The sequence below is a fragment of the Streptomyces sp. NPDC028635 genome (assembly GCF_040637635.1).
Classification (GTDB): Bacteria; Actinomycetota; Actinomycetes; order Streptomycetales; family Streptomycetaceae; genus Streptomyces.
Genome location: NZ_JBEZWX010000008.1, coordinates 62187 through 77370, shown reverse-complemented (window position 1 = coordinate 77370; position 15184 = coordinate 62187). Strand labels below are relative to the sequence as shown.

Below are 15184 nucleotides of genomic sequence, written 5' to 3'. Positions count from 1 at the left end.
TGACGAACAGGAGTCGCTGGGTGACGACGGACGCGCGCAACGAAACAGCAGACCCCGGCCCCAGCGGCTACGCGGCGGCCCGGCTGCACCTCCTCACCGAGGGGGAGCAGTCCGGGCCGCCGCGCCGTGGCGCCCTGTCCCAGCTCACCGACGACTGGCTCGCGGGGCTGTTCAGGGCGGGCACCGGCGAGCTCAAGGGCCTCTCCCTGGTCGCCGTCGGCGGCTACGGCCGCGGCGAGCTGTCCCCGCGCAGCGACCTCGACCTGCTCCTGCTGCACGACGGCGCCGACCCCAAGGAGGTCGCCGCGCTCGCCGACCGCCTCTGGTACCCGGTGTGGGACCTCGGCCTCGCCCTCGACCACTCCGTGCGCACCCCGGCCGAGGCCCGCAGGACGGCCGGGGAGGACCTCAAGGTGCAGCTCGGCCTGCTGGACGCCCGCCACCTCGCCGGCGATTCCGCCCTGACCGCCTCGCTGCGCACCGCCGTCCTCGCCGACTGGCGCAACCAGGCGCCCAAGCGCCTGCCCGAACTCCAGGAACTGTGCGCGGAGCGTGCCGAGCGCCACGGCGAGCTGCAGTACCTGCTGGAACCCGACCTCAAGGAGGCCCGGGGCGGACTCAGGGACGCCACCGCCCTGCGCGCCGTCGCCGCGTCCTGGCTCGCCGACGCGCCCCGCGAGGGCCTCGCCGCCGCCCGCCGCCGCCTCCTCGACGTCCGCGACGCCCTGCACCTGACCACCGGCCGGGCCACCGACCGGCTCTCCCTCCAGGAACAGGACCAGGTCGCGGCCGCCCTCGGCCTGCTCGACGCCGACGCCCTGCTGCGGCAGGTCTACGAGGCCGCCCGTGTCGTCTCCTACGCCAGTGACGTCACCTGGCGCGAGGTGAGCCGAGTGCTGCGCTCCCGCGCGGTGCGGCCCCGGCTGCGGGCCATGCTGGGCGGCGGCAAGCCCGTCGCCGAGCGGTCCCCGCTGGCCGAGGGCGTCGTCGAACAGGACGGCGAGGTGGTCCTCGCGCGCACCGCCCGCCCCGAACGCGACCCCGTGCTGCCGCTGCGCGCCGCGGCCGCCGCCGCCCAGGCCGGTCTGCCGCTCTCGCTGCACGCCGTGCGCCGGATGGCCGCCACCGCCCGCCCGCTTCCCTCGCCCTGGCCCGCCGAGGCGCGCGAACAGCTGGTCACGCTGCTCGGCTCGGGCCGCCCCACCGTTCAGGTGTGGGAGGCGCTGGAGGCCGAGAGGCTGATCACCCGGCTGCTGCCCGACTGGGAGCGGGTGCGCTGCCGGCCGCAGCGCAACGCCGTCCATGTGTGGACCGTCGACCGGCACCTGATCGAGACGGCCGTGCGCGCCTCGGAGTTCACCCGGCGGGTCGGCCGGCCCGATCTGCTGCTGGTCGCGGCCCTGCTGCACGACATCGGCAAGGGCTGGCCCGGCGACCACTCGGTGGCCGGCGAGATCATCGCCCGCGACGTCGCCGCACGCATCGGGTTCGACCGCGCCGACGTCGCCGTACTCGCCGCCCTGGTCCGTCACCACCTGCTGCTGGTCGAGACGGCCACCCGGCGTGACCTGGACGACCCGGCCACCGTGCGGCTGGTCGCCGACGCGGTCGGGACGCCGGCCACGCTGGAGCTGCTGCACGCCCTGACCGAGGCCGACGCGCTGGCCACCGGCCCGGCCGCCTGGTCCTCCTGGCGCGGTTCGCTCGTCGCCGACCTGGTGCGCCGGGTGTCGGCCGTGCTCGCCGGGGACGTACCGGACGAGCCCGAGCCGGCCGCGACGACAGCCGAGCAGGAGCGGCTCGGACTGGAGGCGGTGGCCACCGGCGGGCCGGTGCTGGCGCTGCGGGCACAGCCGGAACCGCCCGGCGAGGAGCCCTCCGGCGATCCCGAGCCGCTCGGCGTGGAGCTGCTCATCGCCGTACCCGACCAGCCGGGCGTGCTGCCCGCGGTGGCCGGTGTCCTCGCCGTGCACCGGCTCACCGTGCGCACCGCCGAGCTGCGGGTGCTGGACCTGCCGGACGGCGTGGACGGCTCGGTGCTGCTGCTGGACTGGCGGGTCGCGGCCGAGTACGGCTCCCTGCCCCAGGCCGCCCGGCTCCGTGCCGACCTGGTCCGCGCGCTGGACGGCTCCCTGGACATCGCCGCCCGCCTCGCCGAACGCGACGCGGCCTACCCGCGCCGGCGCGGTGTCGTCCCGCCGCCGCCCCGGGTGACCGTCCACCCGGCCGCCTCCCGCCTCGCCACGGTGATCGAGGTCCGCGCCCAGGACGCCCCCGGTCTGCTGTTCCACATCGGGCGGGCGCTGGAGGACGCGAGCGTGAGCGTCCGCAGCGCGCACGTGTCGACACTCGGCGCGAACGCCGTCGACGCCTTCTACGTCACGGACCCGGACGGCGCGCCGCTGCCCGCGGAGGAGGCCACGGCGGTGGCGCGGAAGCTGGAGGAGACCCTGCGGGGGTGAGCCCGCCCCGGTGACTTGTGTCGCCGGGATACCCTGGAGGGCGATTCGTCAGCAGCCACCGACCCCGAGGACCGCGAGCGCCGTGTTCGACACTCTCTCCGATCGCCTGTCAGCGACTTTCAAGAACCTGCGCGGCAAGGGACGGCTCTCCGAAGCGGACATCGACGCCACCGCGCGCGAGATCCGCATCGCGCTCCTCGAAGCCGACGTGGCCCTGCCCGTCGTCCGCACGTTCATCAAGAACGTCAAGGAGCGCGCCGCCGGCGCCGAGGTCTCCCGGGCCCTGAACCCGGCCCAGCAGGTCCTGAAGATCGTCAACGACGAGCTCGTCACGATCCTGGGCGGCGAGACCCGGCGCCTGCGCTTCGCCAAGCAGCCGCCGACCGTCATCATGCTGGCCGGTCTCCAGGGTGCCGGTAAGACCACCCTCGCGGGCAAGCTCGGCCGGTGGCTCAAGGAGCAGGGCCACTCCCCGCTGCTGGTCGCCTGTGACCTCCAGCGCCCCAACGCCGTGAACCAGCTGAGCGTCGTCGCCGAGCGCGCCGGCGTCGCGGTGTACGCGCCGGAGCCGGGCAACGGCGTCGGTGACCCGGTCAAGGTCGCCAAGGACTCCATCGAGTTCGCCAAGGCCAAGGTCCACGACATCGTCATCGTCGACACCGCCGGCCGCCTGGGCATCGACCAGGAGATGATGCAGCAGGCCGCGGACATCCGGGACGCGGTCAGCCCCGACGAGATCCTGTTCGTCGTCGACGCGATGATCGGTCAGGACGCCGTCAACACGGCCGAGGCCTTCCGCGACGGCGTCGGCTTCGACGGCGTGGTGCTCTCCAAGCTCGACGGTGACGCCCGCGGTGGTGCCGCCCTGTCGATCCGGCAGATCACCGGCAAGCCGATCATGTTCGCCTCCAACGGCGAGAAGCTCGACGACTTCGACGCCTTCCACCCCGACCGGATGGCCTCCCGCATCCTCGACATGGGTGACCTGCTCACCCTGATCGAGCAGGCCGAGAAGACGTTCAGCCAGGAAGAGGCCGCCAAGATGGCCTCCAAGCTGGCGTCGAAGAAGGGCCAGGACTTCACCCTGGACGACTTCCTGGCCCAGATGGAGCAGGTCAGGAAGATGGGCAGCATCAGCAAGCTGCTCGGCATGCTGCCCGGCATGGGGCAGATCAAGGACCAGATCAACAACATCGACGAGCGTGACGTGGACCGCACCGCGGCGATCATCAAGTCGATGACCCCGGGCGAGCGCCAGGACCCGACGATCATCAACGGCTCCCGCCGCGCCCGTATCGCCAAGGGTTCCGGTGTCGAGGTCAGCGCCGTGAAGAACCTCGTCGAGCGGTTCTTCGAGGCCCGCAAGATGATGTCCCGCATGGCGCAGGGCGGCGGCATGCCGGGCATGCCGGGGATCCCGGGCATGGGCGGCGGCCCCGGCCGGCAGAAGAAGCAGCAGAAGAAGGCCAAGGGCAAGCAGCGCTCCGGCAACCCGATGAAGCGCAAGCAGCAGGAGCAGGAGGAGGCCGCCCGCCGCGCGGCCGCCGCCGAGAACGGCGGTGCCTTCGGCCTGCCGGGCCAGCAGGCCGGCCAGGACTTCGAGCTGCCGGACGAGTTCAAGAAGTTCATGGGCTGACGGGCCCGTCGTACTCCCGCCGGGGGCGCCCCTTGTCAGGGGGCGCCCCCGGCGTCGTACACCCGCATGCCTGCCGGGCTTTCCTGTCGTAACGTCCCGGTATGACCAACCCTGCGCCGCCGCGGAAGTCGCCCGACCAGCCCTGGCGTACCGAGGGCACCCCCGAGGAGCCGCCGAAGAAACCCTCCGGTGGGCGGCGGATGGGGGGCGGCTGGTGGCGGCTGATCGTCGCCGCCCTGGTCGTGTACCTGATCGCCAACCTCATCCTGTCCTTCCAGGACGAGGCGACCGAGCCGACGATCTCGTACACCGAGTTCAGCAAGCAGGTCGACGCCGGCAATGTCAGCAAGATCTACGCCAAGGGCAACGCGATCCAGGGCGAGCTGAAGAAGGCGCAGGACAACCCGAAGGACTCCGGCACCTACAAGAAGTTCAAGACGGAGCGGCCGACCTTCGCCGACGACAAGATCTGGGAGTCCCTGACCAAGCACAACGTCACGGTCACCGCGGAACCCGTCGTCCAGCACCGCAGTTTTCTCGCCAACCTGCTGATCTCGCTGGCGCCGATGCTGGTGCTGGTCGCGGTGTGGGTGTTCATCGCCCGGCGGATGCGCGCGGGGCTCGGCGGGCCCGGGGGCATGCTGGGCCGCAAGGCGCCGCCCAAACCGGTCGAGCTGGAGCCGGGGCAGCAGCGCACCACCTTCGCGGACGTCGCCGGCATCGACGAGGTCGAGGGCGAGCTCAACGACGTGGTGGACTTCCTCAAGAACCCCGACGCCTACCGTCGCATGGGCGCCAAGATGCCGCGCGGTGTGCTGCTGGCTGGGCCGCCCGGCACCGGCAAGACGCTGCTCGCGCGGGCTGTGGCCGGGGAGGCGGGGGTGCCCTTCTTCTCGGCGTCCGCCTCCGAGTTCATCGAGATGATCGTCGGCGTCGGCGCGTCCCGGGTGCGCGAGCTGTTCGCGGAGGCCCGCAAGGTCGCCCCGTCGATCATCTTCATCGACGAGATCGACACCATCGGCCGGGCCCGCGGCGGTGGCGCCGCCGTCGGCGGCCACGACGAGCGCGAGCAGACCCTCAACCAGATCCTGACCGAAATGGACGGCTTCTCCGGCTCCGAGGGCGTCATCGTCATCGCCGCCACCAACCGCGCCGACGTCCTCGACCCGGCGCTCACTCGGCCCGGCCGCTTCGACCGGGTCGTCCAGGTCTCGCCCCCGGACCGGGGCGGCCGTGAGGCCATCCTGCGCATCCACACCCGCGAGATCCCGCTCGCGAGCGATGTCGACCTCGCCCAGGTCGCCAGAACCACCCCGGGCATGACCGGCGCGGAACTCGCCAACCTCGCCAACGAGGCGGCCCTGCTCGCCGTCAAACGCAGCCGGCAGCAGGTCAACCGGTCCGACCTGTCCGACGCCCTGGAGAAGGTGCAGCTCGGCGCGGAACGCTCACTCGTCATGCCGTACGAGGAACGGCGGCGCACCGCGTACCACGAGAGCGGGCACGCGCTGCTCGGCATGCTGCAGCCGGGCGCCGACCCGGTCCGCAAGATCACCATCGTGCCGCGCGGCCGGGCCCTCGGCGTCACCCTGTCCACGCCGGACGCGGACAAGTACGCGTACACCGAGGAGTACCTGCGCGGCCGCATCATCGGCGCCCTCGGCGGCATGGCGGCCGAGCACGTCGTCTACGACGTGATCACCACCGGCTCCGAGAGCGACCTGGAACAGGTGACCCGGATCGCGCGCGGCATGGTCTCCCGGTGGGGCATGAGCGAGCGGGTGGGCCGGCTCTCCGCGCTGCCGGACGACGGCCAGCAGGCCTACGGCCTGGCCGCCGCCCCGCAGACCCTCGACGCGATCGACGAGGAGATGCGCCGGGTCGTCGACGAGTGCTACGAGGAGGCGTGCCGCAAGCTGCGCGACCACCGCGGGCAGCTGGACGCCCTGGCCGAGGCGCTGCTGGAGCGCGAGACGCTGGAGGAGGCCGACGCCTACCGGATCGCGGGCATCGCCCGGCTGACCAAGGAGGAGCCGTGAGCGGGGCTCACGGCACGCGGGCTATGAGATAGCGGAAGACGTTCGGCATCCACACCGTGCCGTCGGCCCTGCGGTACGGGTGCAGCGCCTCGGTCAGCTCCTTGCCGACCTGCTCCTGGTCGGTGGCCGCGAGCGCCGCGTCGAACAGCCCGGTCGACAGCAGCCCGCGCGCCGCGCTGTCCGCGTCGGCGTACCCGAAGGGGCAGGCGACGCGTCCGGAGCCGTCCGGGCGCAGTCCGGCCCGCTGGGCGACCTCCTCGAGGTCGTCGCGCCGTGCCGGGCGCCAGCTGCCCGGGCTGCGCAGCGGATCGGCCAGCTTTCCCGCCACCCGCAGCACCGAGGAGGTGGCGCACCGCTCCGGCGGGCCCCAGCCGGCCAGCACCACGGGGGTGCCGCGCTCGGCGACCGCCACCGCCCCGGCCAGCAGTTGCGCGAGCCCGTCGGAGTCGCCCGCCGTGCAGCCGATCGGCTCGAACGCGGTCACCAGGGTGTACGACGGGGCCGCCCGCCGCGGGGTCTCCCGCACCAGCCGCGCACCGCCACGCGCGTGTGCCCCGGGTGCCGCCGGCTGCAGCCGCTCGCGGGCGAGGGCCAGCCGTTCCGGGGAGTGGCACTCGACGCCGGTGACCTCCGCGCCGCGCACCGCCGCCATCAGCAGGGCCAGGCCGGAGCCGCAGCCCAGGCCCAGCAGGCGGGTGCCGGACCCCACTTCCAGTCGCTCGTAGACGGTCTCGTAGAGCGGCACCAGCATCCGCTCCTGGATCTCCGACCAGTCACGCGCGCGTGCACACAGGTCCACGCGGGGGGCCGAGCCCGCCTGGGGGAGGTGCTGCCGCACGAGCGTAGGTGTCATAGGTACGCGCCCCAATCCGCCGAGAGCAAAGTCGTGTGCCCGTATCGCATGGAGTTGCCGGTCTTGCGTGGCCCCCGTCCAGTGCGCTCGCACTGACCCCCGTATGCCAGGAAACTCCGGCCTCGGCGGTGCGTCCAGTGGAAAGCGGCCGCGGTTTGAGAGTTGGCCGCCGGACTGGCTGGATTTCACCTGCACGCAACGTGGCGCGGACGCTGCCCGCCGCCGGGGTCCCGGGGCGGTGCCCGGGACCCGCGACCGACCCGGTAACGTCGCCGTCGTCGCATGCGCTGAGGTAGGTGACGGGGCTCGCGGCGCGCGTGACCGAAAGGGCCCTTGCGCACCGGCGGACCCCGTGGAGCGTCCCGCGTCGACATGATCTACGCGCCGGTACGTACGTACGCCTACGTCGTGCTACGCACCACCTTGGTACGAGCTGTGCGGCATTTCCGCAGATCAGCGCACCCGTCCTCGTCAGGGCACATCAGTGGCAACTGACGGGTACGTGCAAATTATTTGGGATGCCCCGGAATCGGAACACAGCGGCACCCCGGCTCGTTGTCATTACGTGAGCACGACACAGACACCACCTGTTCTCGCCGCCGAGCTGGCGCAGGCGTGGGCCGACATTCAGCGGTACCACCCCGAGCTGCCGGACCTCGCCGCGCCGGAGTCACTGATCGGGGAGTCGTCGTCCGCGTGCGGGCACGAGCTCTCCTTCGAGCGACTGCTGCACGAGGCAGTCCATGGCATCGCCGCCGCGCGCGGCGTGCGCGACACGTCCCGGGCCGGGCGCTACCACAACCGCAGATTCCTCGCGGTGGCCGAGGAACTGGGCCTGGACCACCCCGAGGAGCCGCACCCGAGCAGCGGCTTCTCGCTGGTCACGCTCAGTCCCGAGGCGAAGCGCCGCTACCGGCCGACCATCGACCGCCTCCAGCGGGCCCTCAAGGCCCACTCGGTGGCGACCTCCTCGGACGCCACCCGCGCCTTCCGCGGCCCGGCCGCGCGGCACGGGTCCTCGGGCGGCGGGGTCCGCGTCAAGGCGGTGTGCGACTGCGGCCGCAACGTCCGCGTCGTCCCGTCCGTCCTGGCCCAGGCGCCGATCGTCTGCGGCGGCTGCGGCAAGCCCTTCCGCATCCCGGAGGTCGTGGGAGCGGCATAGCGGGGCCGCGCACACCGGCATCTCGTGGGTGCCGGAGCGGCCGGAACCGGGGTGGGGTGCCGCCGCGTCGGCGGACGACGCGGCGGCACCCCGTCACGCCGGGTTGCGCACCCGACGGCGCTCACGACGTCGCCGGGTGCCTCTCAAGCGTGCCCACGACAAGCAACCCGCGGCCGGAAGCGCCCCGCAGCGTGTGGCACAATGGCTAGCTGTACTCGACAGTCGCACAGGACCCCTCTCTCCTCCGGCTGACGCGTCCATCGGGCACTCGGGTACCGCAACCCCACGCGGCTCTCTCGCCGTGCCCAACCACGTCAAATTCAGGAGAACCCACTCCCGTGGCAGTCAAGATCAAGCTGAAGCGTCTGGGCAAGATCCGTTCGCCTCACTACCGCATCGTCGTCGCCGACTCCCGTACCCGCCGTGACGGCCGGGCCATCGAGGAGATCGGCAAGTACCACCCGACCTACAACCCGTCGGTCATGGAGGTGGACGCCGAGCGTGTGGCGTACTGGCTCTCCGTCGGCGCTCAGCCGACCGAGCCCGTGCTCGCCATCCTGAAGAAGACCGGCGACTGGCAGAAGTTCAAGGGCGAGCCCGCCCCGGCGCCGCTCCTCGTCGCCGAGCCGAAGCCGGCGCGTCCGTCGTTCGAGGCCCTCGGTGGCGATGACGACAGCAAGGGTGAGGCGATCACCCAGAAGAAGAAGGCTGAGAAGAAGGACGAGGCTGCGGCTGAGTCCGAGTCGACCGAGGCCTGAGCATGCTCGAGGAGGCTCTCGAGCACCTCGTGAAGGGCATCGTCGACAACCCTGACGATGTGCAGGTGGCCTCGCGCGACCTGCGCCGCGGACGTGTGCTCGAGGTCCGGGTCCACCCGGACGACCTCGGCAAGGTCATCGGCCGCAACGGCCGTACCGCACGCGCTCTGCGCACCGTCGTGGGCGCCATCGGCGGCCGCGGTGTCCGTGTCGACCTCGTCGACGTGGACCACGTCCGCTGACGCTGTGCAGCACCGGCTCGGGCCGGGGAGGGCCACTGGGCCGTCCCCGGCCCGCAGTCGTATGACAGGGAGAATGAACAGGTGCAGTTGGTAGTCGCACGGATCGGCCGTGCCCACGGGATCAAGGGTGAGGTCACCGTCGAGGTACGGACCGACGAGCCGGAACTGAGGCTCGCCCCCGGCGCCGTGCTCGCCACGGACCCCGCCTCGACCGGCCCGCTGACCATCGCGGCGGGACGCGTCCACAGCGGCCGCCTCCTGCTGCGGTTCGAGGGTGTCGCCGACCGCACCGCCGCCGAGGCGCTGCGCAACACCCTCCTGATCGCCGAGGTGGACCCCGACGAGCTGCCCGAGGACGAGGACGAGTACTACGACCACCAGCTGATCGACCTGGACGTGGTCACCGAGGACGGCACCGAGGTCGGCCGGATCACCGAGATCTCCCACCTGCCCTCCCAGGACCTGTTCATCGTCGAACGGCCCGACGGCAGCGAGGTGATGATCCCCTTCGTCGAGGAGATCGTCGCCGAGATCGACCTGGCCGAGCAGAAGGCCGTCATCACGCCGCCGCCCGGGCTCATCGACGAGCGCGCGGAGATCGCCTCCTCCCGTGAGGAGCCGGAGGACGCCGGCGCATGAGGCTCGACGTCGTCACGATCTTCCCCGAGTACCTCGACCCGCTGAACGTCTCCCTGGTCGGCAAGGCACGCGCGCGTGGACAGCTGAACGTGCACGTCCACGACCTGCGCGACTGGACGTACGACCGGCACAACACCGTCGACGACACCCCCTACGGCGGCGGCCCCGGCATGGTCATGAAGACCGACCCCTGGGGTGACGCGCTCGACTCCGTCCTCGCCGACGGCTACGAGAGCGGCTCCGGCGAGCCCGCGCTGATCGTGCCCACGCCCAGCGGCCGGCCCTTCACCCAGGAACTCGCCGTCCACCTCTCCGAACGGCCCTGGCTGATCTTCACCCCGGCCCGCTACGAGGGCATCGACCGCCGGGTGATCGACGAGTACGCCACCCGTATGCCCGTGTACGAGGTGTCCATCGGTGACTACGTCCTCGCCGGCGGGGAAGCGGCCGTCCTCGTCGTCACCGAGGCCGTGGCCCGGCTGCTGCCCGGCGTCCTCGGCAACGCCGAGTCGCACCGCGACGACTCCTTCGCGCCCGGCGCCATGGCCAACCTCCTGGAGGGCCCCGTCTACACCAAGCCGCCCGCCTGGCGCGGCCGGGAGATCCCCGAGGTGCTGCTCAGCGGCCACCACGGGAAGATCGCCCGCTGGCGCCGCGACGAGGCGCTGCGGCGCACCACGGCCAACCGGCCCGACCTGATCGAGCGGTGCGACCCGAAGGCCTTCGACAAGAAGGACCGCGAGATGCTGTCGATCCTGGGCTGGGAGCCCGACCCCGGCGGCGAGCCGTACGGCCGATTTTGGCGCCGGGCGAACGGCGTGGAAGAATAGACCGCTGCTGTCCGTCCGTCCGGCGTGCGCCCCTGCCACAGGGGGAGACGACGTCCGCTCCGACCCGGGCAGCGTTCCACTGGAAGATCTATCCCGTTGATGACCTGTGGCATCAGCGAAGAAAGCAGACGAAATGTCGCACCTGCTCGACTCCGTCGACGCCGCGTCGCTGCGCAGCGACGTCCCGGCCTTCCGCCCGGGTGACACCGTCAACGTCCACGTCCGCGTCATCGAGGGCAACCGCTCCCGTGTGCAGCAGTTCAAGGGCGTGGTGATCCGTCGCCAGGGTTCCGGCGTGCGCGAGACCTTCACGGTCCGCAAGGTCTCCTTCTCCGTCGGCGTCGAGCGCACCTTCCCGGTGCACACCCCGATCGTGGAGAAGATCGAGCTCGTCACCCGCGGTGACGTGCGTCGCGCCAAGCTGTACTACCTGCGCGAGCTGCGCGGCAAGGCGGCGAAGATCAAGGAGAAGCGCGAGAGCTGAGCGCTTTCCCGGGGTCACAGCGGGGCCGGATAGCATTCGCCCCCGATGGACACCGAAGCACAGCCGACGGAGCGCGACCGCTCCTCCGAACCCGCAGCGGCGGGTGGGGAGGGACGGTCGCGTTTCGCGTTGCCGGACCGGATCGCCGCGTGGCTCCCCGGCGGTCGTATCAGCCTGACCCTGCTCGTCTGCCTGGTCTTCCTGCTGCTCCTCAACGTCTTCGTGGTGCGGCCGTTCCAGATTCCCTCCGGTTCCATGGAGCCGGGGTTGAGGATCGGGGACAGGGTTCTCGTAAATGAGTTGGCGTACCGTTTCGGAGCCGAGCCGCGGCGCGGGGACGTCGTCGTGTTCGACGGCAGCGACTCCTTCGGGGACGGCGACTACGTCAAGCGCGTCGTCGGTGTGGGGGGAGACCACGTGGTCTGCTGCGACCAGGAAGGGAGGATCCGGGTGAACGGCCGGTCGGTCGACGAGTCGGCGTTCCTGTACCCCGGGAACAGCCCTTCCACGGTGACCTTCGACGTCGTGGTGCCCGCCGGCCGGCTCTTCGTGCTCGGCGACCACCGCGGCGACTCCAGCGACTCCCGCGACCACCTCGGCTCGCCCGGCGGCGGCATGGTGCCGGTCGGTGACGTCATCGGGCGCGCCGACTGGATCGTATGGCCGCTGGGGCACGCGGCGCGGCTGGAGCGGGCGGGGGCGTACGCGCGCGTGCCGGAGGCCGCCGGCAGCGTGGCGGGCGTCCACGGCGGTGCGGGGGGCGTGCATGGGTAACCGTGGCCGACGGCGGAGCGTCGCCGCGGCGGGAGCGGACGATCCGCTGCCCACCGGTGCGCGTCGTGCCTCCGCCCCCACCCGGGCCCCGGCCGGGGGCCGTACGCGGGCCGAGCGGCGCCGGCTCCAGCGCAAGGTCAAGCGCAAGCGCCGACGCAGCGCCGTGAAGGAGATCCCCCTGCTGGTGGGGGTCGCCGTACTGATCGCTCTGGTGCTGAAGACCTTCCTCGTCCAGGCGTTCGTGATCCCGTCCGGCTCGATGGAGCAGACGATCCGCATCGGCGACCGGGTCCTCGTCGACAAGTTCACCCCGTGGTTCGGTTCCAAGCCGCAGCGTGGGGACGTCGTGGTGTTCAAGGACCCCGGCGGGTGGCTGCGGGACGAGCAGACGACGGTCAAGAAGGACGACCCGGTCGTGGTGAAGCAGCTCAAGGAGGGACTGACGTTCATCGGGCTGCTGCCGTCGGACAACGAGAAGGACCTCATCAAGCGGGTGGTCGGGGTCGGTGGGGATCATGTGAAGTGTTGCGACGCGCAAGGGCGGATCACCGTCAACGGCGTTCCCCTGAACGAGGACTATCTGAACCCCGGTGACACCCCCTCCGACACGCCCTTCGACATCACCGTTCCGCCGGGGCGGCTGTGGGTGATGGGCGACCACCGCTCCAACTCCGCCGACTCCCGCTCGCACCAGGACACCGACTACGGCGGTACGGTCTCCGAGGACGAGGTGGTCGGACGGGCCATGGTCATCGCCTGGCCGCTCGGCCACTGGAGCACGCTGGACGAGCCGCCGGGGTATGCGTCCTTGCGGGGCGCTGCGGCCGGGGCCGGCGCGGTGTCGCATAGGGTTGCTTCCGTCGATCCGGTGGATCACAACGAAATGTTCCAGCTCCCGAGCCCTGCGGAACTCCCGCTCGTTATGGGAGTGGTGGGCCTGCGTCTCGCACGGGGCAGGCGGCGACACAGAGTGAGGAGTTGGCGTGGGGGATGTGGCTTCGGGGACTTCAGGGAACGACTCCGACGTGATGGAGGACGGCACGGTGCCGGGCGAGGCAGGGCGGACGGCGTCACAGGACGCGGCGGCAGGGGCTGCCGGGCCGAGGAAGCCGCGCTCCTTCTGGAAGGAACTGCCGATCCTCATCGGGATCGCGCTCGTGCTGGCGTTGCTGATCAAGACGTTCCTGGTGCAGGCGTTCTCCATCCCCTCGGCGTCGATGCAGAACACGCTGCAGGAGGGTGACCGGGTCCTCGTCGACAAGCTGACGCCCTGGTTCGGGTCCGAGCCCGAGCGCGGCGAGGTCGTCGTCTTCCACGACCCGGACAACTGGCTGGCGGGAGAGGCGACCGCCAACCCCAACGCCGTGCAGAAGGTGCTCAGCTGGATCGGCCTGATGCCGTCGGCCGAGGAGAAGGACCTGATCAAGCGGGTCATCGGGGTCGGCGGCGACACCATCGAGTGCAAGGGCACCGGGCCGCTCAAGGTCAACGGCCACGCGCTGAACGAGCAGGACTACGTCTACGCCGGGAACACGCCGTGCTCCGACGACCAGGGCGGCGGAACGTTCAAGGTGAAGGTGCCCAAGGGCTACATCTGGGTCATGGGCGACCACCGGCAGGACTCGAAGGACTCGCGGTACAACCAGAACGACAAGCACCACGGCATGGTCCCGGTGAAGGACGTCGTGGGCCGCGCGATCGTCAAGGCGTGGCCGATCAACCGGTGGGGGACGCTGCCGGTGCCGGACACGTTCGACCAGCCGGGACTGGGGCAGCAGGCGTCCTCTTCGGCGGCGTCGGTGTCCTCGGTGCTGCCCGCCGCGCCGGACGCGGCGGTCCTGGCGGGTGTGGTGCCGGTGGCTCTGTGGCGGCGGCGTCGGCGCTGAGCTCTTCCGGCCGGTCGGCCGTGTGCGGCGCTGAAGCCCGCCGGCCGGTCGGCCGTGTGTGGCGCTGAGCTCTTCCGGCCAGCCGCGTGGTCTCCGGACGAGCGGGGGCCGGTCACCCGGGTCTCCGCGCCCGGGAGGTGCCCGAGGTGGGGCCTCCCCGGCGGGGGTGACCCACGGTAGGGTGCGTGGCCATGGGTGCGCGCATACGTGGTGGCGGCAAGGCGGGGCAGCGGATCTCCGGGCTTGCCGTCGCGCTGGGGATGGTGTTGTTCCTGGGCGGGTTCGCCTGGGGCGCGGTCGTCTACCGGCCGTACACCGTGCCGACGCCGTCGATGACGCCGACGATCGACGTCGGTGACCGGGTGCTGGCCCACCGGGTCGACGGCAGTGAGGTGCGCCGTGGTGACGTCGTCGTGTTCACCGACAAGACGTGGGTGTCGAACGCCCCCGTGGTCAAGCGTGTCGTCGCGGTCGGCGGGGACACCGTCGCCTGCTGCACCGACGGCAAGCTGACGGTCAACGGCAAGCAGATCGACGAGCCGTATCTGGCCAAGGGCACCCCTGCCGAGATCATGAACTTTCCGAAGGTGACCGTCCCCAAGGGCCGGCTGTTCCTCCTCGGTGACGAGCGGCAGGGCTCACTGGACTCCACGGCCCACCTCACCGACGCCGCCCGAGGCACGGTCGACGAGAGCGCCGTGACCGCACGCGTCGACGCCGTCGTATGGCCCATGAAGGGCATGCTGGCCCGCCCCACCGGTTTCGAGCCGCTCGGCGCGCTGTCCGAGCCGGGGCCGCTGCGCTCCGTCGTCACCGTGATCGTCGCCGGCGCGGTGCTGGTGCTCGCGGGCGGGGCCTACGGACCGATCGCCAAGCGCGCGTCGCGCCGCGCCCGCCCCGCCGCGCGGACGGAGCCCGCCGGTGTCCGCTGACGGGGCGCTGCGCAAGGTGGCGCGGGTGGTGCTGCTCGATCCGGACGACCGGGTGCTGCTGCTGCACGGCCATGAGCCGGACGACCCGGCCGACGACTGGTGGTTCACCCCCGGTGGCGGCCTGGAGGGCGACGAGACCCGTGAGGAGGCCGCACTGCGGGAACTCGCCGAGGAGACGGGCATCACCGAGGTCGACCTGGGCCCGGTGCTGTGGCGGCGGACGTGCTCGTTCCCGTTCGCGGGCCGCCGCTGGGACCAGGACGAGTGGTACTTCCTGGCCCGTACGACGACGACGGCGACCCGGGCGCTCGCGCTGACGGAGCTGGAACGGCGCAGCGTCGCGGGAGCGAGGTGGTGGTCCTGTGCGGAACTGACCGGAACGCATGAGACGGTGTATCCGACCAGACTCGCCGGGCTGCTGCGCACTCTGCTCGACGAAGGTCCTCCGGGCCGGCCCGTGACCCTGGACACGGAAATCGTCTAGAGG

The 15184-nt window shown here is 71.8% G+C and carries 15 protein-coding genes; 14 read left to right on the top strand and 1 reads right to left on the bottom strand.

Going from position 1 to position 15184, the window contains the following annotated elements; genetic code table 11:
* The first annotated feature begins 20 nt into the window (after positions 1-20).
* From AB0E88_RS11375 to ftsH, 3 genes are all read left to right on the top strand, one after another.
* Positions 21-2462 carry a [protein-PII] uridylyltransferase gene (locus AB0E88_RS11375; protein ID WP_361627616.1) on the top strand — a complete coding sequence of 814 codons (2442 nt, stop codon included), beginning with the start codon at positions 21-23 and terminating at the stop codon, positions 2460-2462.
* 82 nt (positions 2463-2544) lie between these two features.
* Positions 2545-4098, top strand: coding sequence for a signal recognition particle protein (gene ffh / locus AB0E88_RS11370; protein WP_361627613.1), 1554 nt, complete (start codon positions 2545-2547; stop codon positions 4096-4098).
* A gap of 101 nt (positions 4099-4199) precedes the next feature.
* Positions 4200-6137 (top strand): ATP-dependent zinc metalloprotease FtsH, encoded by a 1938-nt coding sequence (ftsH, locus tag AB0E88_RS11365; RefSeq protein ID WP_361627610.1) that lies wholly within the window; start codon positions 4200-4202, stop codon positions 6135-6137.
* Positions 6138-6144: 7 nt separating this feature from the next.
* On the opposite strand, the gene AB0E88_RS11360 is transcribed toward ftsH, so the two are convergent.
* Complete coding sequence (locus AB0E88_RS11360; RefSeq protein ID WP_361627607.1) at positions 6145-6990, bottom strand: SAM-dependent methyltransferase; 846 nt, start codon at positions 6988-6990, stop codon at positions 6145-6147.
* Between the two features lie 565 nt (positions 6991-7555).
* Between AB0E88_RS11360 and AB0E88_RS11355 the strand changes: the two genes are divergently transcribed.
* The 11 genes from AB0E88_RS11355 (at position 7556) to AB0E88_RS11305 (ending at position 15181) form a co-directional block, all read left to right on the top strand.
* Positions 7556-8152, top strand: coding sequence for a hypothetical protein (locus tag AB0E88_RS11355; RefSeq protein WP_361627604.1), 597 nt, complete (start codon positions 7556-7558; stop codon positions 8150-8152).
* 338 nt (positions 8153-8490) lie between these two features.
* Positions 8491-8910: a 30S ribosomal protein S16 gene (gene rpsP / locus AB0E88_RS11350; RefSeq protein WP_361627601.1), complete on the top strand. Its 420-nt coding sequence runs from the start codon at positions 8491-8493 to the stop codon at positions 8908-8910.
* A gap of 2 nt (positions 8911-8912) precedes the next feature.
* The gene (locus tag AB0E88_RS11345) at positions 8913-9152 is read left to right on the top strand and encodes an RNA-binding protein (protein WP_005479813.1); all 240 of its coding nucleotides are present in this window, start codon (positions 8913-8915) and stop codon (positions 9150-9152) included.
* A gap of 81 nt (positions 9153-9233) precedes the next feature.
* Positions 9234-9791, top strand: coding sequence for a ribosome maturation factor RimM (gene rimM / locus AB0E88_RS11340; RefSeq protein ID WP_361627597.1), 558 nt, complete (start codon positions 9234-9236; stop codon positions 9789-9791).
* On the top strand, positions 9788-10621 hold the full coding sequence (trmD, locus tag AB0E88_RS11335) for a tRNA (guanosine(37)-N1)-methyltransferase TrmD (protein WP_361627594.1): 834 nt from the start codon (positions 9788-9790) through the stop codon (positions 10619-10621). The genes rimM and trmD overlap by 4 nt, the downstream gene beginning before the upstream one ends.
* 133 nt (positions 10622-10754) lie before the next feature.
* Complete coding sequence (rplS, locus tag AB0E88_RS11330) at positions 10755-11105, top strand: 50S ribosomal protein L19 (protein WP_030168262.1); 351 nt, start codon at positions 10755-10757, stop codon at positions 11103-11105.
* A gap of 45 nt (positions 11106-11150) precedes the next feature.
* A complete protein-coding gene (lepB, locus tag AB0E88_RS11325) occupies positions 11151-11879 on the top strand; it encodes a signal peptidase I (RefSeq protein WP_361627590.1) in 729 nt (242 codons plus the stop codon).
* On the top strand, positions 11872-13122 hold the full coding sequence (lepB, locus tag AB0E88_RS11320; protein ID WP_361628021.1) for a signal peptidase I: 1251 nt from the start codon (positions 11872-11874) through the stop codon (positions 13120-13122). Before lepB (AB0E88_RS11325) ends, lepB (AB0E88_RS11320) begins: the two co-directional genes overlap by 8 nt.
* Entirely contained in the window at positions 13037-13765 is a 729-nt protein-coding gene (gene lepB / locus AB0E88_RS11315) for a signal peptidase I (RefSeq protein WP_361627587.1), read from the top strand. The genes lepB (AB0E88_RS11320) and lepB (AB0E88_RS11315) overlap by 86 nt, the downstream gene beginning before the upstream one ends.
* Positions 13766-13956: 191 nt before the next feature.
* A complete protein-coding gene (lepB, locus tag AB0E88_RS11310) occupies positions 13957-14697 on the top strand; it encodes a signal peptidase I (protein ID WP_361627584.1) in 741 nt (246 codons plus the stop codon).
* On the top strand, positions 14687-15181 hold the full coding sequence (locus AB0E88_RS11305; RefSeq protein ID WP_361627581.1) for an NUDIX hydrolase: 495 nt from the start codon (positions 14687-14689) through the stop codon (positions 15179-15181). The genes lepB (AB0E88_RS11310) and AB0E88_RS11305 overlap by 11 nt, the downstream gene beginning before the upstream one ends.
* Positions 15182-15184: the final 3 nt, after the last annotated feature.

Coding starts and splice junctions, on each gene's coding strand:
- ftsH (WP_361627610.1), top strand. CDS start 4,200: ATGACCAACCCTGCGCCGCCGCGGAAGTCGCCCGACCAGCCCTGGCGT.
- AB0E88_RS11360 (WP_361627607.1), bottom strand. CDS start 6,990: ATGACACCTACGCTCGTGCGGCAGCACCTCCCCCAGGCGGGCTCGGCC.
- AB0E88_RS11345 (WP_005479813.1), top strand. CDS start 8,913: ATGCTCGAGGAGGCTCTCGAGCACCTCGTGAAGGGCATCGTCGACAAC.
- trmD (WP_361627594.1), top strand. CDS start 9,788: ATGAGGCTCGACGTCGTCACGATCTTCCCCGAGTACCTCGACCCGCTG.
- rplS (WP_030168262.1), top strand. CDS start 10,755: ATGTCGCACCTGCTCGACTCCGTCGACGCCGCGTCGCTGCGCAGCGAC.
- lepB (WP_361627590.1), top strand. CDS start 11,151: ATGGACACCGAAGCACAGCCGACGGAGCGCGACCGCTCCTCCGAACCC.
- lepB (WP_361628021.1), top strand. CDS start 11,872: ATGGGTAACCGTGGCCGACGGCGGAGCGTCGCCGCGGCGGGAGCGGAC.
- lepB (WP_361627584.1), top strand. CDS start 13,957: ATGGGTGCGCGCATACGTGGTGGCGGCAAGGCGGGGCAGCGGATCTCC.